Source organism: Mesorhizobium sp. L2C066B000, from assembly GCF_000502335.1.
Lineage (GTDB): Bacteria > Pseudomonadota > Alphaproteobacteria > Rhizobiales > Rhizobiaceae > Mesorhizobium.
Genome location: NZ_AYWZ01000014.1, coordinates 36,177 through 58,335 on the forward strand (window position 1 = coordinate 36,177; position 22,159 = coordinate 58,335).

The following is a 22,159-nucleotide window of genomic DNA, read 5'->3' on the forward strand; positions in this document are numbered from 1 at the left end:
CACTGTTTTGGTGGATGGCATGAACGTGGCCTGTTTTCAGCGGATAGAACGGACAGCCGGCAGGTGCTTCGGCCTGCTGGCCGCGATCCTGCTGCTTGCCGTCCTTGCCACGCCAAACCAGGCCTTTGCCCATGCGGCGCTGATCAAGGCCGAGCCTGCCGACGGCGCGGTTCTGGAGCGAGCGCCGACGCAATTTTCGCTGACCTTCAGCGAGCCTGTGTCGCCGCTGGTGCTGACCTTGGTGCGGCCCGACGGTACGCCTGTCGCTTTGACCTCGTTTCGGTTGAGCGACCAAACGGTTGAGATCGACAATCCACAAAAGCTCGGGCCGGGCACCCATGTCTTGAGCTGGCGGGTGATTTCCGCCGATGGCCATCCGGTCGGCGGCTCGGTGCTGTTTTCCGTTGGCGCGCCAAGTGCGGCGCCGGCGGTGGGGGAAGCTGTCGACATAGATTTGCGGTCAGCGATCTGGACCGGCAAGGTTCTTCTCTACATCGGGCTTTTCCTCGGCATTGGCGGCGCCTTCGCGCTGACATGGCTGGCGCAAGGCCAGCGCTCAGGCCAGCGCTTCGTCATTGCCGCCATCCTGTGCGGGCTGGTCGCAGCACCCCTGTCGCTCGGGTTCGAGGGGCTGGACGCGCTGGGCGCGCCACTCGCCCGGCTGGCGCAACCGGTGGTCTGGCGGACGGCGCTTGGCACCAGCTTCGGCTGGACGGTGCTGATTTCGCTGGCGGCGCTCGGGCTTGGCCTGCTGTCGTTGGTCGGATCGCGTGCTGGCGCCAGGCCGTTGGCGCTCTCCGGGCTGGCCGGTGTGGGTGCAGCCCTTGCCGCCAGCGGCCATGCCAGTGCAGCCGAACCGCAATGGCTGACGCGGCCTATGGTGTTCCTGCATGGCGCCGGCATCGCTTTCTGGGCTGGAGCATTGCTGCCGCTCGGCCTGGCGTTGAGCAGCCAATCGGTGGAAGCCGGGGCGTTCCTGCGGCGGTTTTCGCGCGCGATCATGCCCGTGGTGGTAGTGCTTGCCGCCGCCGGTGTGGTGCTCGCCATCATCCAGGTGCAGACACCGGCGGCACTGGTCAACACCGCCTATGGCCGGCTGCTGCTGATCAAGCTGGCGCTGCTGGTGTTTCTGTTCACGCTGGCGGCGGTCAATCGATGGCGGCTCACCGCCTTGGCCGAGGCCGGAGCGATGGAAGTGCGGCGACGGCTTAGCCGCTCGATCTCAGTCGAAATGCTGATCGTGCTCCTGATCTTCGGCGTTGCCGCCGGCTGGCGCTTCACGCCGCCGCCACGGGCCCTGGCAATCGCCGCGGCACAACCGACGTCGACCCATATCCACACTATGAAGGCGATGGCCGACATCGACATCACGCCCGGCCATACCGGGGAGGTCACCGCCTCCATCGTCATCATGGATGGCGATTTCGGCCCGCTCGACGCCAAGGAAGTGACGCTGGTGCTGTCCAAGCCCGATTCGGGGATCGAGCCGATCAAGCGTCCGGCGACCAAGCCAGGCGACGGCACCTGGCGCGTCGATAATCTCGTCATTCCGATTCCAGGCCGCTGGACGGCGCGGCTCGATATTCTGGTTTCGGATTTCGAAGTGGTAAAGATCGAAGCGCCGATCGATATCCGCGCCGAGTGATATTCAGCCCGCCTGCGAAGGGCGCTCAGCCGAGTTCCTGGGCTAACCCGATGAGATGCCCTTCCGGCCCGCGGATGTAGCAGAGCCGATACACGTCCTGGTAACGGACGACTTCACCGGCCAGCTGCGCGCCACGCTTGCGGAGCCTTTCAAGCGTGTCGTCGATGTCGTCCACGGTAAACATGACGCGCAGGTAGCCCAGGGCATTGACCGGGGCGTTGCGGTGATCGGCGACGACCGTCGGCGTGAGGAAGCGGGAGAGCTCGAGCCGGCTATGGCCATCCGGTGTGCGCATCATGGCAATCTCGACGTGCTGATCGCCGAGCCCGGTGACACGTCCGGCCCACTCGCCTTCGATCGTCGCCCGCCCTTCCAGTTCGAGGCCGAGCTCGCGAAAGAAGGCAATCGTCTCGTCGAGGTCATCGACGACGATCCCGACATTGTCCATCCGTTTGACTGCCATAAGTTCAACCTAACGTCATATGTTCGATCGGCAAGGCGTCGCCTGGTCACCAACTGACCCTTCCTGACTCGGTCTGACACAACGCAGACGCAACACAATTCGGCGAGGCGGTTGACGTGGCGCGAAAGGCCCGTCAATCATCTCGCCGAAAAATGGGCATCCCGAAAAACGCGGCCTCAACAAAATCCGAAAGCAGGGAAGAAACGATGGAAAAAGCCGAAATAGGCCTGATCGGCCTTGGCACAATGGGCTCCAACCTCGCGCTCAACATTGCCGAGCACGGGCACCGCATCGCCGTCTTCAACCGCACCAAGGCGCGCACCGATGCCTTCCTCGAAGGCGCCGGTTCGCTCAGGGACATGGTAGTGCCCTGCTACAGCCTGGAGGAACTGGCAGCTGCGATCAAGCCGCCGCGCCCGATCATCATCATGGTGCTGGCCGGCAAGCCGGTCGACGAACAGATCGAAGCGCTGCGCGGCGTGTTGTCTGACAACGATATCGTCATCGATGCCGGCAACGCCAATTTCCGCGATACGATGCGGCGCTTTTCGGAACTGTCGGGCTCAGGTCTCACCTTCATAGGCATGGGCGTATCCGGCGGCGAGGAAGGCGCGCGCCATGGACCGTCGATCATGGTCGGCGGCACCGAAGACTCCTGGAAGCGCGTCGAACGCGTGCTGACCGCGATCTCGGCTAAGTTCAAGGATGAACCGTGCGCTGCCTGGCTTGGCACAGACGGCGCCGGGCATTTCGTGAAAACCATCCACAACGGCATCGAATATGCCGACATGCAGATGATCGCCGAGATCTACGGCATCCTGCGTGACGGTCTCGGCATGGGGCCGAAGGAGATCGGCAAGGTCTTCGAGGACTGGAACAAGGGCCGGCTCGATTCGTATCTGATCGAGATCACCGCCAAGGTGCTGGCCGCCGACGATGCAAAGACCGGCAAGCCGGTGGTCGACATCATCCTCGACCGTGCCGGCCAGAAGGGCACCGGCAAATGGTCTGTCATCGAGGCGCAGCAGCTCGGCATTCCGGCGACGGCCATCGAGGCGGCGGTGGCGGCCCGCGTGCTGTCCTCGATCAAGGATGAGCGGCAGGCGGCCGAAAAAGCCTATGGCAATATCGGCGTCATCAAGATCTCCGGCGACAAGGCGGCACTTCTGAAAGACCTGGAGCTGGCGCTGCTCGCCGGCAAGATCGCCGCCTATGCACAAGGTTTCGCGGTGATGAGCGCCGCCTCGAAGGAGTTCAACTGGAACTTGCCGATGCCGACCATCGCCAAGATCTGGCGTGCCGGCTGTATCATCCGCTCGCAGATGCTCGACACCATGGCGGAAGCCTTCGGCTCAGGCGGCGCGTCCACCAACCTTTTGATGGCGCCGGCTTTCACCACCATGATGCAGGAGGCGCATCCGTCGCTCCGGCGCATCGTCGCAAGAGCGTCGGAGGCCGGTTCGCCCGTGCCGGCGCTGGCGTCGGCGCTTGCCTATTTCGACAGCTACCGCCAGGGCCGCGGCACCTCGAACCTGATCCAGGCGCAGCGCGATTTCTTCGGCGCGCATGGTTTCGAGCGCATCGGCGAGCAGGGGGCTTTCCATGGCCCATGGGGCAGCGGCGCTGCCGGCTAGGGTCAGGTGAGGCGGCCTCTCAGGTCGTGCCAGTCAGCCCTGATACGCGACGACGTCGCCTGGCTTGACCACAGTCTGCAAAGAGCCAGGTGCCGCGCCGCCTATCCAGCCCAGCACGGCGCGGGCAAGCTCGGTGCCGGCGAGGCGGAAGTCTTCGTTGACGATCAGCAACTCCCGGCGGAACAGATGCAGCAGTTCCGACGATTGCTTGGACACGACATCGACGTCGCGGCCGAGTTTCAGGCCGGCATCCTCGATGCCGGCGACGATGGCCAGCGTTGCTGCGGCGGCGCTGCTGACGAAACCGTCCGGCCTGACGTCGCGGCGCATCAACTGCGCGGTCCGCGTCCTGATCTGATCGATCGACTGGTCGATCGAAACAGCGTTGAACGGCACTTCGCTGGCGTCGACCTCGCTCAGTGCGTCGGCAAAGCCATTGACCGTGTGGTCGTAATAGGTGAGCCCGACCGGCGGCGCTACCAGCGCCAGCCGGCGCCGGCCGACGCTGGCCAGATGGCGCACCGCTTCGGCGGCGAAGGCGTAATTGTCGAAGTCGTGATAGGGGTGGACAAGCCCCATATCGGTGCGGCCATGCGTGGCAAAGGGTATGCCACGCTCCAGCATGTAGCGGGCGCGCGGATCGTTGGGCTGCGTGCGTGAGATGATGACGCCATCGGCCGAGCCGGACTCGACCAGATACTTTACCGGGTCCAGCGGATCCTGCGAGCGCGAGTAGGGCGTGACGATCAGGTGATAGGGTGTGTCGGCAATGACCTCCGAGACGCCGTAGATGATGTCCGAGACAAAGCTCATGATCTCGCGCTCGGTATTGAGCACGAGGCTGATAACATTGGTCTTGCCAGTCCGCAGGCGCACGCCGGCGCGGTTCGGCCGGTAGCCGATCTGCCTGGCGACGAGTTGAACCCGCCGCCTGGTCTCGGCGCCGATCTCGGGTGCATCCTTGAGCGCGCGCGAGACGGTGGTGACGCCGAGCCCGGTCATGAAGGCAAGCGTTTTCAGCGTCGGCCGCTCATGCGCCGACGCCTCGTCGTCCTTCTCCGTCTGGTCCCTGTCCATTCGTCCCGCCCCGTCAGGCGCATAGCAGCCGCCGGACCAGCCGACAATCGCTTCGATGACGATGTGGCACGGTTCTTCGCCGTCAGGCCTCAATATACTGAAACGTTACAGATTTCCAACATCGCAGCGCGTGGGTCTCTCAAGCCATGGTTTTGGCAGGGTTTTGGCGGCCAGAAACGTTGCGCGACAATCAGGTTCGAGACGGTTTTCTTGCGCTGCAGCATGATTTTGCAGCGCAGCACCCGGTTTTGCGCGGAGTTTGCCGGTTTGCACGCAACGAATTTGTTCGCGCCTCGAAAAAACATTCGAGCGCGTTTATCTCAGGGGTTGCACGCTCCGCATAATTGCCGTATCGAAAATCTGTAACGTTTCAGATTCTGGGAGGAACCGAAATGCGCTATAGACTTTTGACCGCTGCCCTTGCCGCGACGGCCGCGCTTCAGCTTGCCGGCCCGGCGGCCGCCACCGACCTGGAAGTCACCCATTGGTGGACGTCGGGCGGCGAGGCGGCGGCGGTTGCGGAATTCGCGAAGGCTTTTGACGCGACCGGCAATCACTGGGTCGACGGCGCCATTGCCGGATCCGGCGGCACGGCACGGCCGATCATGATCAGCCGCATCACCGGCGGCGATCCGATGGGCGCCACCCAGTTCAATCACGGCCGGCAGGCCGAAGAACTGGTGCAGGCCGGCCTGATGCGCGACCTCACCGATGTCGCCACCAAGGGCAAGTGGACGGAAATCGTGCGGCCGAAGAGCCTGCTCGACAGCTGCACCATCGACGGCAAGATCTATTGCGTGCCGGTCAATATCCACTCCTGGCAGTGGTTGTGGCTGTCGAACGAAGCCTTCGAGAAGGCCGGCGTGCCGCTGCCGAAGGACTGGAATGAATTCGTGGCGGCAGCGCCCGCCCTGGAAAAGGCGGGCATCATCCCGCTCGCTGTCGGCGGACAGGCCTGGCAATCTTCCGGCGCCTTCGACGTGCTGCTGGCGGCGGTCGGCGGCACCGACGCGTTCCTTAAGGTCTACAAGGACAAGGATGCCAAGTTCGCCGCCGGGCCCGAGATCGCCAAGGTCTTCAAGGCCGCCGACGATGCCCGCAAGATGGCGAAGAACACCAATGTGCAGGACTGGAACCAGGCAACCAATCTCGTCATCACCGGCAAGGCCGGTGGCCAGATCATGGGTGACTGGGCGCAAGGCGAGTTCCAGGTTGCCGGCAAGGTCGCCGGCAAGGACTATGCCTGCCTGCCGGGCCTCGGTCTGAACGAAGTGATCGCCACCGGCGGCGACGCCTTCTATTTCCCGCTGCTCAAGGACGCCGACAAGTCCAAGGCGCAGGAGGTGTTGGCAGAGACGCTGCTCGACCCCAAGACTCAGGTCGCCTTCAATCTCAAGAAGGGCTCGCTACCGGTGCGCGGCGACGTCGATCTCAACGCGGCCAATGACTGCATGAAGAAGGGTCTGGCGATCCTCGCCAAGGGCGCCGTCATTCCGTGGACTGACCAACTGCTTTCGCAGGATACCCAGAAGCAGAAGGAAGATCTCTTCGCCGAATTCTTCGCCAAGCCGGACCTGACCATCGAAGACGCGCAGAAGCGCTTCGCCGACCTCATCGCTTCGGCAGACTGACGTTGGAGGCAATACACCTCGCTCCCGGCCTTGCGAAAGCAGGGCCGGGATCGCACCGCCCTTACCCAGCCGGCTGACGAGATGAGCAAGAGCGAACGCCCCAACCCGCTGTTCCGCAACATCAATGCGAAGGTCGCCTCGATCCCGATGATCCTCACCGCGTCGGTGGTTTTCGTCGGCGGCACCGTCTGGACGGTGTTCTATTCCTTTACCAATTCGAAGCTGCTGCCACGGCTGAATTTCGCCGGGCTCGACCAGTATTACCGGCTGTGGGCGACGCCGCGCTGGCTGATCTCGATCGAGAACCTTTTGATCTACGGCGCGATCTCGCTCGTGTTCTCACTGGTCATCGGCTTCCTGCTTGCAGCGCTTCTCGACCAGAAGATCCGTTTCGAGGACACGTTCCGCACCATCTTCCTCTATCCGTTCGCGCTTTCCTTCATCGTCACCGGCCTGGTCTGGCAGTGGCTGCTCAATCCGGATTTCGGCATCCAGCATGTGGTGCGGGACCTCGGCTGGACGAGCTTCAACTTCGACCCGCTCTACAATTCCAGCATCGTCATCTACGGCATTTCGATTGCGGCGCTGTGGCAAGGCACCGGGCTCATCATGTGCTTGATGCTGGCCGGCCTGCGCGGCATCGACGAGGACATCTGGAAGGCGGCGCGGGTAGACGGGATCCCGATGTGGAAGACCTATCTGTTCATCGTCATCCCGATGATGCGGCCGGTTTTCATCACCACGCTGGTCATCATCGCGTCGGGGATCGTCAAGGTCTACGACCTCGTTGTCGCCCAGACCAGTGGCGGCCCCGGAATCGCCTCCGAAGTGCCTGCCAAATATGTCTATGACTACATGTTCTTCGCACAGAATCTTGGCCAGGGCTTCGCCGCCTCGACCATGATGCTGCTCTCGGTGGTGATCGTCGTCGTGCCGTGGGCCTACCTTGAATTCGGAGGCAGGAAGCGTGGCTGACCCGGCCGTCCCTTTGCCCGCCAGCGCGGGTGCCGCCGAGCGCGAAGCCTCGGGGCCGCGCGGGCCGAAGCCGCGGCATGTCTTCTCGCGCCGCAACATCTTCCTCTATGGCACGCTGATCGTGGTGGCAGTCTACTATCTGCTGCCGCTCTATGTGATGGTGGTCACGTCGCTCAAGGGCATGCCCGAGATACGGATGGGCAATATCTTCTCGCCGCCGCTCGAAATCACGTTCGAACCGTGGGTGAAGGCGTGGGCGACGGCCTGCACCGGCCTCAATTGCGACGGGCTTTCGCGCGGCTTCTGGAATTCGGTGCGCATCACGGTGCCGTCAGTGCTGCTGTCGATCGCGATCGCCTCGGTGAACGGCTATGCGCTCGCCAACTGGCGCTTCAAGGGCGCCGACACATTCTTCGTCATCCTGATCGTCGGCGCCTTCATCCCCTATCAGGTGATGATCTATCCGATCGTCATCATCCTGCGCGAGATCGGCCTCTACGGCAGCCTCAGCGGCCTGGTGATCGTCCATTCCATCTTCGGCATGCCGATCCTCACGCTTTTGTTCCGCAACTATTTTGCCTCGATGCCGGAAGAGCTGTTCAGGGCGGCACGGGTCGACGGCGCCGGCTTCTGGGGCATCTTCCTGCGGATCATGGCGCCGATGTCGCTGCCGATCTTCGTCGTCGCCATCATCCTGCAGGTCACCGGCATCTGGAACGACTTCCTGTTCGGCGTCGTCTACACCCGCCCCGACACCTATCCGATGACGGTGCAGCTCAACAACATCGTCAATTCGGTGCAAGGCGTGAAGGAGTACAACGTCAACATGGCCGCCACCATCCTGACCGGCCTTGTGCCACTCATCGTCTACTTCATTTCCGGCAAGCTTTTCGTGCGCGGCATCGCCGCCGGTGCGGTGAAAGGGTGATGGCGATGACGGCAGCCAACGGCACCAGCGTTTCGATCCAGGACCTGTCCCTGAACTTCGGCTCTGTATCGGTGCTGCAGACCCTCAATCTCGAGGTCGCAGAGGGCGAGTTCATCGTGCTGCTCGGTCCCTCGGGCTGCGGCAAGTCGACCTTGCTCAACTGCATCGCCGGGCTGCTCGATATTTCCGAAGGCCGCATCTTCATCAAGGGCAAGAACGTCACCTGGGAAGAGCCCAAGGATCGCGGCATCGGCATGGTGTTCCAGTCCTATGCGCTTTATCCGCAAATGACGGTGGAGAAGAACCTGTCGTTCGGCCTGCGCGTTGCCGGCGTGCCCAGGGACGAGATCGCCAAGCGCATCGCCCGCGCCGCCGAGATCCTGCAGATCGAGCCGCTTTTGCAGCGCAAGCCCGCGGCCTTGTCCGGCGGCCAACGCCAGCGCGTGGCGATCGGGCGGGCGCTGGTGCGCGACGTCGACGTCTTCCTGTTCGACGAGCCACTATCCAATCTCGACGCCAAGCTGCGCTCGGAACTGCGCGTCGAAATCAAGCTTCTGCATCGCAAGCTGCAGAACACCATGATCTACGTCACCCACGACCAGATCGAGGCGATGACGCTGGCCGACCGTATCGCGGTCATGCGCGGCGGCGTCATCCAGCAGCTTGACGCGCCGCAGACGATCTATAACCGGCCCGTCAACCGGTTTGTCGCCGGCTTCCTCGGCTCGCCGGCGATGAATTTCCTCGAAGGGGAGCTGGAGGCCAGTGCTGCTCCAGTGTTCAGGACCGACGGTGTTTCGGTGCCGCTCGATCGCTATACCTTTGACGGCACGGAGCGCCCGGCCGGCGCTTGCGTGCTGGGCATCCGGCCTGAACATATCGCTTTCGGTGACGCGGCGAAGTCGATGCCGTTTTCAGCCGGCGGTTCGGTCGAGATCGTGGAGCCGATGGGTTCCGACACGCTGGTGTGGACGAAGCTTGCCGGCCGCAACCTCTCCTTCCGCGTCGAGGCGGAACGGACGCTGCGCGGCGGCGATCCGATCCAGTTCGGTTTCGATCCGGCGCGCGCCTCGCTGTTCGACGCTGCGACCGGCAATCGCCTGTGACCCTCTAGAATCATCCGCAAACCATCCTCCCAAGAACGATCCCCCTAAAACGATCTCGCGAAAACGATCCCCCGAAAACATCCCCAAGCCTTAACCACCCAAGAAACGGACAGAGACGATGAACTGGTCATTCCAACTCTACAGCGCCCGCAATTTCCAGCCGTGGGACGGCATCCTGAAAATGCTTGGTAAGCTCGGCTACAAGGAAGTCGAAGGTTTCGGCGGCGTCTATGACGACCCCAAGGCGTTCCGCGCCGAACTCGACAAGAACGGGCTTTCGATGCCGACCGGACATTTCTCGATCGATGCGCTGGAGAATGATTTCGACGGCGTACGCAAAACAGCCGACGCACTCGGCATCACGCTCGTCATCTGTCCCTATCTGCTGGCCGAGCAGCGGCCGGCCGACGCTGCCGGCTGGCGCGGCTTTGGCGAGCGTCTGGCCAAGGTCGGCGAGACCGCAAAAAAAGCCGGCTACGGCTTTGCCTGGCACAACCATGATTTCGAGTTCAAGACACTCGCCGACGGCTCGGTGCCGCAGGATCACATCCTGTCGGCTGCGCCCGACATCGGCTGGGAGATGGACGTCGCCTGGGTAATCCGCGGCGGCGTCGATCCGCTGCCGTGGATCGAAAAGCACGGCAAGCGCATCAGCGCCGTCCATGTCAAGGACATGGCCAAGTCAGGCGAAGGCCTTGACGAGGACGGCTGGGCGGATGTCGGCCACGGCACCATCGACTGGGCCGGCCTGATCAAGACACTTCGGGCGAAGAGCGCGGCCAAATATTACGTCATGGAACAGGACAACCCCAACGACATCGAGCGCTTCGCCAGCCGCTCGCTCGCATCCGTCAAGGCTTACTAGGAACAATCATCATGGCAAAGAAACTGGGTATCGGCGTCATCGGCTGCGGCAACATCTCGAAAGCGTATTTCTCGCTGGCGCCGCTGTTTCGCGGCATCGAGATGCGCGCCTGCGCCGACATCAACATGGACGCGGCGAAGGCACGGGCGAAGGAGTTCAAGCTGAGCGCCGAGACCGTCGAAGAACTGCTCAAGGATGACGAGATCGACATCATCGTCAACCTCACCATCCCGGCGGTGCACTACGGGGTGTCGAAGCAGATCCTCGATGCCGGCAAGCACGTCTATTCGGAAAAGCCGTTCGTGCTGTCGGTCAAGGAAGGGCTCGACCTCAAGAGCCGCGCCGAGAAGAAAGGGCTGCGCATCGGCTCGGCCCCGGACACGTTCCTGGGCGGCGCGCACCAGCTGGTGCGCAACCTCATCGACACCGGCGCGCTCGGCAAGATCACCAGCGGCACCTGTCATGTGATGGGCCACGGCATGGAGCACTGGCACCCCAATCCCGATTTCTTCTTCCAGCCGGGCGCCGGGCCGGTGCTCGACATCGGGCCCTACTACATCACCAACCTGATCCAGCTGATCGGGCCGGTGAAGCAGGTGGCGGCCTTCGCGACGACGCCTGCCAAGGAACGCACGATCTCGTCGAAACCGCGCGCGGGCGAAAAAATCCCGGTGAACACGCCGACGACGATCCACGGCCTGCTGGAGTTCGAGAACGGCGCCGTGATCACGCTCAACACCAGCTGGGACGTCTGGGCGCATGGTCACGCGCCGATGGAACTCTATGGCGAGACGGGCACGGTGTTCGTGCCGGATCCGAATTTCTTCGGTGGCGACGTGCGCATAACCAAGGCGGCAAAACCGGTGAAGAAACTGCCGAAATGGCAGCATCCGTTCGGCGTGCCCAACGAAATGCACGGCCAGGGCATGATGGCCAACTACCGCACCGCAGGCCTTGCCGACATGGCGCTGGCGATCGCCGAGGGCCGGCCGCATCGTTGCTCGATGGAGCTCGCGCTGCATGCCGTCGATGTCATGACCGGCCTGTTGCGGTCGGGCGAGACCGGCAAGTTCGTCGCCATGCAGACCAGCTGCGAGCGGCCGGCTGCACTCGGCGTCAAGGACGCAAAAGGACTGTTGGCGAAGCAGAAATGAGGTAGAAGGGTGTCGGCGCGCTCGCGCCGACACCCATACAATCCAGGATCTGTACCCATGCGCTGGCAGCCGGCTGAACACCGCTATGAGAAAATGCTCTACAACAGATGTGGGCGATCCGGCCTGAAACTGCCGGCGATCTCGCTCGGCCTGTGGCACAATTTCGGCAACGACACGCCGCACAACACCAAGCAGGCGATCGCGCGCAAGGCCTTCGATCTCGGCATCACCCATTTCGATCTCGCCAACAATTACGGCCCGCCGCCCGGCTCGGCCGAGATCGCCTTCGGCGAGATATTGCGCACCGACTTCGCCGGCTATCGCGACGAGCTGATCATCTCGACCAAGGCCGGCTATGAGATGTGGGCAGGGCCTTATGGCGAATGGGGCAGCCGCAAATATGTGCTGGCGAGCCTCGACCAGAGCCTGAAGCGGATGGGGCTCGACTATGTCGACATCTTCTATTCGCACCGCTTCGATCCGGATACGCCGCTTGAGGAAACGATGGGCGCTCTCGACCATGCGGTGCGTTCCGGCAAGGCGCTCTATGCCGGCATCTCGTCCTACAATTCGCAGCGCACGCGCGAGGCCGCCGACATATTGAAGCAGCTCGGTACGCCCTGCATCATCCATCAGCCGAGCTATTCGATGCTCAACCGCTGGGTCGAAGAGGACGGACTGCTCGATACGCTGGAAGGGCTCGGTGTCGGATCGATCGTGTTCTCGCCGCTGGCGCAAGGCATGCTGACCGACAAATATCTCGGCGGCATCCCCGAGGGTAGCCGCGCCAGCCAAGGCAAGTCGCTGCGGCCCGCCTTCATCAACGAAAAGACCATCGCTAACATCCAGGCGCTGAACGCGATCGCCGGCAAGCGTGGCCAGACGCTGGCGCAGATGGCGCTGGCCTGGGTGCTGCGCAAGGGCCGGGTCACCTCGGCGCTGATCGGCGCCAGCCGGCCCGAACAGGTCGAGGACTGCGTCGGCGCGCTCAAGGTGCTCGAGTTCAGCGATGCCGAGCTCGCCGAAATCGACACTTACGCACGCGAGTCCGACATCAATCTGTGGGCGGCGTCGGCCGAGCGCAAAGGCCCGCCGCGGAAGTAAGCGGAACAGCCGGCACCGGACATGAATCAAAACGGCGGGAAAGATCCCGCCGTTTTGCGTTTATCAAGCTTCGGGCCCGTTCAGGGCTTCTTGGCCGTGCCGAGACCGGCCTTGGGCGCCGCCGCGGCTGCCGGAGCCGGGGTCTTCATCTTGGCTTCGATCCAACCCGTATAGTTGGCCAATCGCGTGTAGATGCCATAGGCATTCTTGTGGCCGCAAGCGGCGGTGCCGTCGGACGGACCTTCGCCCCAGGAGACGACGCCGACCTGGACCGGACCGTTGGCGCCGGTCATGAACAGCGGACCGCCGCTGTCGCCGTTGCAGGCGTCGCGTTCGCCGCTGTCGGTGCCGGCGCAGATCATGTTCTTGGTCAGCGGATCCGACATATCGGCGGCGATCGCATTGGCGGCGGCATCGATGCCCTTTTCCGAATAACGCATCCGATGCGAGAGATCGCCAAGTGCCGCCTTCAGGTCATGCGCATAGATCGACTTGATGCCGCTGTTGCAGGCAGCGCTCGGCTCGAGATCGAGATCGGCCACCATCAGCGCGGTCGGGAAGGTGCCGTCCTGCATCTTGCCCCAGCCGATGACCGTGGTCTTGCCGCTGTCTGGCGTCGGCTCATTGGTGATCTTGATGACCGGCGCATCGGCGGGCTCCGCCAGCCGGAGCAGGCCGAGATCATTGTCCAGCGTCTGTTCGCTGTAGCCCTCGTTGACGATGACCTCGACCACCTTGTAGCGCTTGCCTTCGGTAAGATCGGTGGCGCCGGTCAGCACGGTCACCGTGTCGGGCGAAATCGGCCGGCCCTTGTCGTTGAGGCAGTGCGCCGCCGTCAGCACCCATTGCGGAGCAATCAGGCTGCCGCCGCAGAATTGCGCGTTCGGCTGCGAGGCCGGGCTGGGGTCCAGCCGGGCGCTGGTCAGCAGCGCCACCTGGAACGGATAGGCCCCTTTGTCGGCTTCCTTGCCGCCATAGACGCGGTCGGCCCCGTCGGGATTCTCGGCCTTGGCCTTGTCCCGGGATTCGGCAACGCGCTGCATCGGCGAGACCGCCGCTTCCGGCCTGGCGGCGTCGTCGGCTGCATAGAGCGCGTTGACGGCGGGGAAAGCGGCCGCGATGCCCAGCAGCGATGCAGCGGCAAGCGGCCTGAACCGATGGATAATGTTCACCTTGAAACCCTCCTGAGATGAAAATTGCCGAGCCATGCCGCCATGACGCATAACCAACAGAAGCGGTAGCGGTACCTCGATCGCCTTCTGCCAGAACGAACGACATCCGCGCGGTTATAAAACCGAAATACCACTTTTGCTAATCGTGCCCCATCGGGCAGAGCCCACCCAAACCCTATAGCCCCCCACGGGCTACGTGGAAGCGATTTGTCATTGCCAATGTTGGATTATTTTAGGCAGTATATCGACGCGGGTGCGTTTGGCGGAGGGCTTTAACGAGGCCGCCCGGACCGATGATCCGATACGGGCGGGTAACCAAACTAATTTTTTAACTCCACCACGATCTCGACAATATTTCTGTATTTTGCTCCACTCCTTGCTGACTTTTGGGAGAGTCTCACCATGACGAAACTGACAAGCACTATCATTGCGTCCGCACTGCTATCCACCGCACTGTGGACGATGCCTGCCTTCGCCGCCGATCCCGGCTCAGCGAATGCCGGCAATGGCGAAAGCATGCGCGATCTCGGAACGGGCGACTACCAGCCCGGCCGTGCAAAGCCGATCGCGCCGCCGAAACTGACCGAAGATGAAGCCAGCCGGGCAGCGCCGCTGACCGACGAGGGCACGGCGGTCAAATCCTATGGCATCGTCGGACGTTCCGCCGATGGCAAGGACATCAAGATCGATGCCGGCGAGACGCTGAAGGACCTTGTCATCAAGGAACTGAATGCGCCCGCCAACACACCGAACGCCGACAAGACCGGACTGACGGGCGGCGACGAAGCCGGCCGCCAGGTGTTCGGGGCCGACGACCGCGAGCAGATCAAGAACACCAAGACCTACCCGTTCACCGCGATCGGGTATATCGAAGGCAAAGCCAAGAGCGGTTACGGCAGCTGCTCGGGAACCCTGATCGGTCCGCGCACGGTGCTCACCGCTGCGCATTGCCTCTACAGCAATGAAGACAAGGCTTGGCTCGACGACGTCATCTTTGTGCCGTCGCTCAACGGCAACACCGCCGACGATGCACCGTTTGGCGCTTTCAGTTACGAGAGCGTCTATATCCTGCAGGGCTTCATCGACAATTATCAGGGTTACTACGGCTCGGTCATTCCGTGGGACCTCGGCATCATCACGCTGAAGCAGGATGTCGGCACCAATCTCGGCTGGCTGGGTTATGCCAACTATGAGAACCTCGGCGATTTCACCGCAAACATCGTTGGCTATCCCGGCGACAAGCCGATGGGAACGATGTGGAAGGCGACCTGCGAAGTGAAAGCCGAAAACGTCGGCGCGGAGTATTTCCAGTACGACTGCGACACCTATCCGGGGTCGAGCGGCAGCTCGGTCTACGCCTACGACAATGGCGCCAAGCAGCGCGTCGTCACCGGCGTGAACGTGGCCGAAAGCCCCAACGCCAACACTGCGGTGCGCCTGAACGCTGCCAACGTGGCGTGGATCAACAGCCTGTACAAATAAGGCCCGATCTTTCGCCGGCAAACAGCGGCGATAACCAGCACTACCAAACCGGCGGCGGGACGTTCCTGCCGCCGGTTTTTTTGTATCGAAACACCTCTCTTGCACTGTGTTACAGCGGTGCTTACGCTAGGCGATCCAAGGGGTTGGGTAAGATGGCGCGGGCAAGAATGATCTTCGGAGTCAAAGCGATGGCGGCTGCATCCATGCTGGCCGCACTGACATGCTTTTCCGCTATGGCCGATCAAGGCGGTGCCACACCCGATGGCGCCTGGGCCGAGCGGGTGCAAATCCTCTATAAAAGCGAAACACGTTCGGTGCTGCGCAAGAATGTACGGGTCTGGGATTCCCACCCGGAATTGGGTCTTGATTTCACCTGGGAGCCGGCAGCCGGCGTGTCGCCGGACCGCACCGTCGCAGCCGACGGCACCGTCAACGGCAAGGGCAGGCTGGTCTGGCGCGTACGCGGCTCGGCGAGCTATGACCCCAAGACGATCTATTCCAGCTATTTCGGCGAGATCAGGAATGGCCGCCCCGAAGGACAAGGCCGGCTGGAGCTGCGTTCAGGCGAGATTCTCGACGGCCGTTGGGTCGCCGGCCAGCTCGACGGCCATGCGATCCATGTCGATGCCGACGGCAATCGCTATGAAGGGCAATTCAGGGCCGGTGTGCCGAATGGCGAGGGCAGGCTGGAGACGAAGACAGGCAAGATATTCGTCGGCTCTTTTGCCGATGGGCTGAAGGACGGCAAGGGCCGCACCCGGTTGCCCGGCGGCACCGTCTACTGGTCGCAATGGGCGAAGGGCAAGGAGATCGGCGGTGCGCGCTCCGATGTGCTGGCCGATGCCAGAGTGGGCGGGTTGCTCAAGGCGCAGACCGGCGGCGGTTCCGCCGACAAGGTCGAGATCGGCATTGCCGTCGACCAGCGCATGACGCAGCAGGCCGACATGCAGTACCAGCATCTCGTGCGCGACGAAGACATCGCGATCTATCCGGTGTCGGACCAGTACAATGATGCCTGGAACGGCACCGGAGAGATTCGTACCGGCAATGTCTATGAAGGCATGGACTGGGAGACGGCGCCGGCCTTCGCCGAAGTCGACCTCAAGACCACCGACCAGTCGAGGGTCAAGATCGACAGCCTGGAAATGAAGGTGGCCGCGAGCGAGGCCTACCGCAAGCCGATGCTGTCGATCAGCGAGCATTATGGCTGCGTCGGCTTCCGCCCCGACTTCTCGATCGTCAACAATGGCTGGGGCGACGTGAAAGACATGAAGATGTCGATCCAGTTCACCAGGACCGACGAGGAGGACAACGCGACCGGCGAGCCGAGCCGCACGTTCACGAAGGACATCGGCACTTTCGGCGACGGCGTCGACGTCTCGATCAAGAACGTGCTGATTGAAGCCGGCGTCGACACAACCACGCTCGAGACCGAGCGCTTCACCTGCCCGTCAAGGGACAGCCTGGATGTCTGCCGCGCCCAGGTGGCCAACAAGGTCAAGTTCGGCGACGTTGCCGATTACATCAGCGGCAGCGTCGAGAAAATGAGCGTGACCGGGATTGGCAAGCTCGATTATTCCTGGGCGGACGATCAGGGCGCTGTCTACCAGCAGAGCGAGCCGTTTCGCGTCATCGTCTCGCTGGTCAGCATTGAGGTCCCAGAATCGCTCGCCGAATGCGGCGATGGCGGCGGCGCGTCGCCCGAAGCGCTGCGCTACCAGAACATCGAATTTCCGATCGGCAAGACCGATTACAGCATCCCCATGCCGGTGCGCGGCAACAAGAATCTCAGCGCCTACACGGCACGGCTGAAAATGTGGTCGTCAATGTCGTCGATCCATCGCTTCAGCATCGCCGCCCATTTCGCCGATGGCAGCACACGCGAGAGCAAGCCGGCCACGTTCTTCTATTTCAGGCCGAAGCAGTCGCTGTTCGAAACCAGCACCAAGCCGGCGGTCTGCTATCTGCCGGAAGATCTGCAAGGCTGTTGAGGTCCTGTCACGTCCTTTCGGGAATCGCGTCATTTCGAGCCCATCTCGAAAAAATTGGGCAGCGGGATCAGCCGGGCAAAGATCGTGCCCTGGCTGAACACCCTGAGTTCCAGCATCGACCCGGACGATCGTTCGGCTTTCTGGTCGAACAGGAAATTGCCGAGCGAATAGATCTCCGCAACATCGCCGCCGCCGAGCGGCAGGATCGCCTCGCTCGATACATGTGGATGACCGCCGACGATTGCCGTGACACCGCGCAGCCGCATCTGGTCGGCAAGCATCTCCTCGCGCGGCGACGGCTCCGTCTTGTACTCGCGGCCCCAATGGACGAAGGCAATCACCGGCCGCTCGGCATTGCCGTGCAGCAGCCGGTCGAGCAAAGCAGGCGTCAGAAGGTCGGTGTTCCTGGAGCCGTTGGTATCGATGTCGGTCAGCCCGACCAGGTCGAGATCGGCAAGCGCCAGCGTCTCGCCCTGCCCGAAATGGGCGATGCCGGCCGCATCGAGTGCGGCCAGCGTCTCGGCATAGCCTGACGGGCCGAGGTCGTAGGCGTGATTGTTGGCGAGGCTGACAGCGGCGACATGCAATTTCTTGAGCATGTCGATGGCGAGGTCTGCGGGCATGGCCAGCGTCATGTCGTCGATCGCTTCAGGGACGTTGGGCAGGATCACGCCTTCGAGATTGACGATCAGCGGCCGCGAGCGGGTCAGGGCCAGCACGCTTTCGACGATCTTCTCGGCAACACCGTCGCGGACCAGGATCTTCTTCATGGCGCGGCCGAAATTCACGTCGCCCGCGAAATAGTAGAGCTTGTCGTCGGGACGGGCAGGATTGTTGAAGCCGGGGCCGAAGGCGCCGAACAGCGCCACGACATAGCTGGTGGTGCGCTCGACATAGTCGCTTGAATGCGCCTGCGAGTTCTCGTTGGCGACGACCAGCGGCGCAGCACCGAACAGTTCGCGCTGCAGCCTGGTCTGGATATAGAGCGCACCGACCGAATCGGCGTGATCCGGCTGGCGCAGCGCCGCGATGCCGTCGAGCGAACCGGCGGCGAGCATGTTCAGCGTCTGCTGGTCGAAACGCCTGGCTTCGTGCTGCGGCAGATAGTGGGAGAAATCGGTGGATTCGACGATCAGCGTGTCCTTGTCGACGATCGCTTTCAGCGCCTGCGCCAGCCGGTCCCAGTCGGCTCGCTTGGCTTTGACCGACATCGCCACCGGCACGATTTCAGCTTCGGGGAAATAGTGATGCAGGAAAGGCAGCATCGCCTGCACGCCATGCTCCCTGGCGAACAGGCAGGAGTCTTCGACCATGTCGCTGTTCGCTTTCAGAAGGTGCACGGCTTCCGTGTCGGCCTGGACTGGACCGAGCACTGTTTCAAAACCGCGCGGCGTCGTGGCGAAGAGTTTCTGCGTCTCGTGGAAATGGTCCGGCGACAGGATGACGATGCGCTTGTAGCGGAAGCCGGACGCGGCGTGGAAACCGAGTGCGACGAGATCTGCGACGAGCAGGTGGTGGGGGACTGTGATGCCGGTGAGGCGTTGGTTGGACGGCTCGATTCTGGCGACGGCGGCGATGGCTTCGGTGAAGAGTGTGGGGTCGGAGTAGAAGGACGGGAAGTTTGTGTCGCCGGGCGGGCAGGTGATGGGGGCGGCAGACGCTTGAAGCACTGAGAGGATAAGCAAGGCGGTGGCAAAGACCAGAATGCTGGTCCGTGCCCAGGCACCCCCCGCTGTCCTGCCGGACATCTCCCCCGCAAGGGGGGAGATTGGATGTCGCCTCGACTTTCGCCAATCATCAACCTTGAAAATAGATCTCCAGCAATGAAGAGACTGATCTCCCCCCTTGCGGGGGAGATGGCCGGCAGGCCAGAGGTGGGTGCCTGGGTGCCGACCTCTCACGGCTCAGCCAGCACAATGTTCTCCACGCCGCCGACATAGTAGAACGGCTTCTGCTTGGACGCGGTCAGCCGCAGCACTTCGCGCGAAATATAGTCGGCGAGGCCGAACAGCGTCACGCCGCCGTCGGAGGTCTTGGCCCGGCCGCGCAGGCCTTCGAGGATCGAATAGGTGAAGACGCCATGGCCGAGCTCGGGCATTTCGGCGGCGGTGTTGTTGGCAGCGGTGGCCGAGAAGACGACGATGCGTGCGTCCTGCGCGTCTTTTTCCAGGCGCGGGTTGAAGGCGTTGGCGGCGTGGCAGGTGTCGAGCAGCATGAAGCGCATGCCCTTGGCCCGCTCAACCGATTTCTGGATGTCGCCCCAGTCGACCAGCGAGGAGCGCTTCCAGCGGTCGGCATCCTGTTTGCGGCCGTCCGTGGGGATGAAATAATAGTCTTCGTCGATGTTGATGCCGTGACCGGCGACGAAAATGATGGTGGTGTCGTTCTCGCCGGGTCTGTCGAGGAAGTCGGCGAGCTGGTCGTCGATGGTGTCGGAATCCGGTTCCAGGATGGTGTCGGCGCTGGCGACCTTGAACACGTCCTTGCCGGAATCGGGCGCCTCATCCAGCGCTTCGCGGTTGACCAGAACCAGCGTCTCCATCGCCGAAAACAAGGGCGCGGATTTCTGCGAGATCACCTTGAGGAATTCGGTAGCGTCGTCGACGGGATAGCGCAGATCGCAGGCGTGGCCGGCGCATGCGTCGGTGAGGAAGGGATATTTGTCGACGCCGATCACGGCGACGTAGAGCTTGCCCTTGTTGGCCTGCTTCTCGGGTTTTTGGCCAAGTGCCGTTACGCTGCGCTCGGTCAAATAGCCGAACTCATTCGTGCCGGTGATGCGGATGGTGTTCTCGCCATTCTCGACCGGCACTTCGACGATGGTGCTCTTGCCGCCATCGGCCGAGCGCGCCGTGACATTGCCGACATTGCGGCTGTTCGACAGGATCGAAAACCCGGCGACGTCGGCGCCTGCTTCCTGCACGCCTGATATTTCGACGGCGACATAGCCTTCGCGGACACTGCTCTGGTCGGCGGCAAGCTTGATGCCGAATTCCGGCGGCTTGCGTTCAAGCAGCTTTTCCAGTTCGCGGTCGACGCCGGGGCGCATTTCCTGGACCGCCTGTTCGGCGCTGCGCAGGATGATGGCCCGGCGCACCATTTCCGGGCTCCAGAGATATTTCTTCAGCTGGCCGGCGCTGATGAAACGCCCTTCGTGGTCGCGGCCCTGATTAACGTGCCAGCCGATCAACTTGTCGCCATCGGCGGAGGAATAATAGTAGCCCTGCGGCATCCAGGCGATCCATTCGGAGTCGGCGAAGAACATCGACACGATCAGTTTGTGGCTCTTCAAATTCCACAGCCGCACGGTCTGGTCGGCGCTGCCGGTGACCAACAGCCCTTCCTTCTCGACGGCAACCATGGCGTTGATCTCGCCGGTGTGGCCGGTGAATTCACTCGATACCTCGGCGGTCGCGGTTTTGTATTCCAACAGCGTGCCGTCGCTGCCGCCGGTGATCAGGCCAAGCCCATTGCCGATCAGCGTGTAAGCCGAATGGACGAAGCCATTGGTGGCGGAATTCTCGATGCTGTGCATCACCTTTCCGCCGCTCGCGATTTCGAGCACGGCATTCTCCAGGCCGTCCTTGCCGCCGGGGACGGCGCGAAGCAACCACCCACCGTCGGTCAGTGCCGCGCGGGCATAGGCGCCCTGTTCCGCCAGCGCCTCCGGGTCCTCGAAGAACCGCTCGGCCGTCGGTAGCGCCAGTACCTTGTCCAGCGTGCCCTGCAGCTCGGGACAGGACACGCGTTCAGGGCAGGGGTTGGTGTTGCCCCAAGCGATGGAGCTGCTCGCCGCATCGATCCCGATCGCCGTCACCGGTTCACCGACCCCTTGCAGCAGCGCCTTGCGCTCGCCGGTCATGGGGTTCCAGACCTGGATGGCGTTGCGGGTGCCGCCGGCTGTCGCCACCAGCGAGCCGTCGGCATTGCCGGCGCCAGCAAAGACCGTGCCGTCATGGCCGTTATAATCGAGCAGTTGCTCGCGGCTGTCGGTATTCCAGACCGCCGAGCGATGCTTGTCGGCGCAGCGATAGCTGCATGACGCCACAAGCCGCGAACCCGTGGCGAAGCTCAGAGCGCCGATCTGGAAATCCTGCTTCGGCATGGCGCGGACGAATTTGCCGGTGCTGGCCTGCCAGAGCTGGACGTCGCCGTCCTTGCTGCCGGTGGCGAACAGCCTGCCATCCAATGACACGGCGAGTGCGGCGACGCCGACATCGCGCAGCGGTTCGGCCTCGGCGGGCAAAGCGATTTCCTCTGACTTGGCGATGTCCCAGAGCCTTATGCCGTTGTCGGTGGTCGTCGCCACCAGCCGGGTTCCCGCAGCGGCGAAGGCGAGCTTTTCCACACGCCAGGAATCGGCATCGAGTTTTTCCGCCAGCGTCCAGCCCGACGCGGATTTGTCGTCCGCCCGCCAGAGGTAGACGAAACCATCGCCACCGCCGGCGGCGAGCGTGTTTCCGTCGGGTGAAAAGGCGACATCATAGATGGCATAGTCGGCGGCCTTGAGCACGGTTTTGATCTTGCCGGTGGCGAAATCGAACAGCCTGATATCGCCATAAGGGGGCTTGTCGCCGATGCCGGCGCCGAAATAACCGCCGGCGGCGATCGTCTTGCCATCCGGCGACACGGCAATCGCAAAGACCTTGCCGTCATTGCCATTGCCAAGATAGCCGCGAATGGTGCGGAGCGTCACCCCGCTCTGCCAGTCCCAGATGCGGATGGTCTTGTCATCGGACGCCGAGACCAGTCCCTCGCCGTCCGGCGTGAAGGCAAGATCGGTGACCCTGGCGCTGTGGCCGCCGGTGTTGAGATCGAGATGGAAATCGAGGTCCTCGGCACCGGCGGTTGACGTTAACGCCAGAAGACCGACCAGGATTAGCCACCGGATAGCACGCAAGGGATGGGAGCTGCCCGGCACCTTGTTGCGCC

General features: G+C 62.8%; 16 protein-coding genes. 11 read left to right on the top strand and 5 right to left on the bottom strand.

Features of this window, described 5'->3' with window-relative positions:
- The first annotated feature begins 19 nt into the window (after positions 1 to 19).
- Positions 20 to 1,645 (top strand): copper resistance CopC/CopD family protein, encoded by a 1,626-nt coding sequence (locus tag X733_RS142440; protein ID WP_031193809.1) that lies wholly within the window; start codon positions 20 to 22, stop codon positions 1,643 to 1,645.
- A 25-nt stretch (positions 1,646 to 1,670) separates the two neighbouring features.
- Here X733_RS142440 and X733_RS142435 read toward each other — a convergent pair whose 3' ends face one another.
- Positions 1,671 to 2,108, bottom strand: coding sequence for a VOC family protein (locus X733_RS142435; protein WP_023692002.1), 438 nt, complete (start codon positions 2,106 to 2,108; stop codon positions 1,671 to 1,673).
- A gap of 206 nt (positions 2,109 to 2,314) precedes the next feature.
- Between X733_RS142435 and gndA the strand changes: the two genes are divergently transcribed.
- A complete protein-coding gene (gene gndA / locus X733_RS142430; RefSeq protein WP_031193812.1) occupies positions 2,315 to 3,742 on the top strand; it encodes an NADP-dependent phosphogluconate dehydrogenase in 1,428 nt (475 codons plus the stop codon).
- Positions 3,743 to 3,775: 33 nt separating this feature from the next.
- On the opposite strand, the gene X733_RS142425 is transcribed toward gndA, so the two are convergent.
- Complete coding sequence (locus tag X733_RS142425) at positions 3,776 to 4,819, bottom strand: LacI family transcriptional regulator (protein ID WP_023683027.1); 1,044 nt, start codon at positions 4,817 to 4,819, stop codon at positions 3,776 to 3,778.
- A gap of 392 nt (positions 4,820 to 5,211) precedes the next feature.
- Here X733_RS142425 and X733_RS142420 point away from each other — a divergent pair, with 392 nt between their 5' ends.
- From X733_RS142420 to mgrA, 7 genes are all read left to right on the top strand, one after another.
- Complete coding sequence (locus tag X733_RS142420) at positions 5,212 to 6,450, top strand: ABC transporter substrate-binding protein (protein WP_023683028.1); 1,239 nt, start codon at positions 5,212 to 5,214, stop codon at positions 6,448 to 6,450.
- Positions 6,451 to 6,531: 81 nt separating this feature from the next.
- Positions 6,532 to 7,425 (top strand): sugar ABC transporter permease, encoded by an 894-nt coding sequence (locus tag X733_RS142415; RefSeq protein WP_023683029.1) that lies wholly within the window; start codon positions 6,532 to 6,534, stop codon positions 7,423 to 7,425.
- Entirely contained in the window at positions 7,418 to 8,353 is a 936-nt protein-coding gene (locus X733_RS142410) for a carbohydrate ABC transporter permease (protein ID WP_023669802.1), read from the top strand. The genes X733_RS142415 and X733_RS142410 overlap by 8 nt, the downstream gene beginning before the upstream one ends.
- A 5-nt stretch (positions 8,354 to 8,358) precedes the next feature.
- Entirely contained in the window at positions 8,359 to 9,459 is a 1,101-nt protein-coding gene (locus X733_RS142405; RefSeq protein WP_023726442.1) for an ABC transporter ATP-binding protein, read from the top strand.
- 118 nt (positions 9,460 to 9,577) lie between these two features.
- Positions 9,578 to 10,324: a sugar phosphate isomerase/epimerase gene (locus X733_RS142400; protein WP_023691997.1), complete on the top strand. Its 747-nt coding sequence runs from the start codon at positions 9,578 to 9,580 to the stop codon at positions 10,322 to 10,324.
- Positions 10,325 to 10,335: 11 nt separating this feature from the next.
- Positions 10,336 to 11,478: a Gfo/Idh/MocA family oxidoreductase gene (locus X733_RS142395; RefSeq protein WP_023819632.1), complete on the top strand. Its 1,143-nt coding sequence runs from the start codon at positions 10,336 to 10,338 to the stop codon at positions 11,476 to 11,478.
- A 57-nt stretch (positions 11,479 to 11,535) separates the two neighbouring features.
- Complete coding sequence (gene mgrA, locus X733_RS142390) at positions 11,536 to 12,582, top strand: L-glyceraldehyde 3-phosphate reductase (protein WP_023669798.1); 1,047 nt, start codon at positions 11,536 to 11,538, stop codon at positions 12,580 to 12,582.
- Between the two features lie 80 nt (positions 12,583 to 12,662).
- Here the strand turns inward: mgrA and X733_RS142385 are convergent, their stop codons facing one another.
- Positions 12,663 to 13,754, bottom strand: coding sequence for a trypsin-like serine protease (locus X733_RS142385; RefSeq protein WP_023713445.1), 1,092 nt, complete (start codon positions 13,752 to 13,754; stop codon positions 12,663 to 12,665).
- 402 nt (positions 13,755 to 14,156) lie between these two features.
- On the opposite strand from X733_RS142385, the gene X733_RS142380 reads away from it, so the two are divergent.
- Together X733_RS142380 and X733_RS142375 are read left to right on the top strand one after the other, a co-directional pair.
- On the top strand, positions 14,157 to 15,236 hold the full coding sequence (locus X733_RS142380; protein ID WP_023691993.1) for a serine protease: 1,080 nt from the start codon (positions 14,157 to 14,159) through the stop codon (positions 15,234 to 15,236).
- A 188-nt stretch (positions 15,237 to 15,424) separates the two neighbouring features.
- Positions 15,425 to 17,227, top strand: a complete 1,803-nt coding sequence (locus X733_RS142375; RefSeq protein ID WP_245274492.1) for a hypothetical protein — start codon at positions 15,425 to 15,427, stop codon at positions 17,225 to 17,227.
- A gap of 29 nt (positions 17,228 to 17,256) precedes the next feature.
- On the opposite strand, the gene amrB is transcribed toward X733_RS142375, so the two are convergent.
- Entirely contained in the window at positions 17,257 to 18,975 is a 1,719-nt protein-coding gene (amrB, locus tag X733_RS142370) for an AmmeMemoRadiSam system protein B (RefSeq protein WP_023819634.1), read from the bottom strand.
- A gap of 149 nt (positions 18,976 to 19,124) precedes the next feature.
- Positions 19,125 to 22,148 (bottom strand): caspase family protein, encoded by a 3,024-nt coding sequence (locus X733_RS142365; protein WP_023831628.1) that lies wholly within the window; start codon positions 22,146 to 22,148, stop codon positions 19,125 to 19,127.
- Positions 22,149 to 22,159 lie beyond the last annotated feature (11 nt).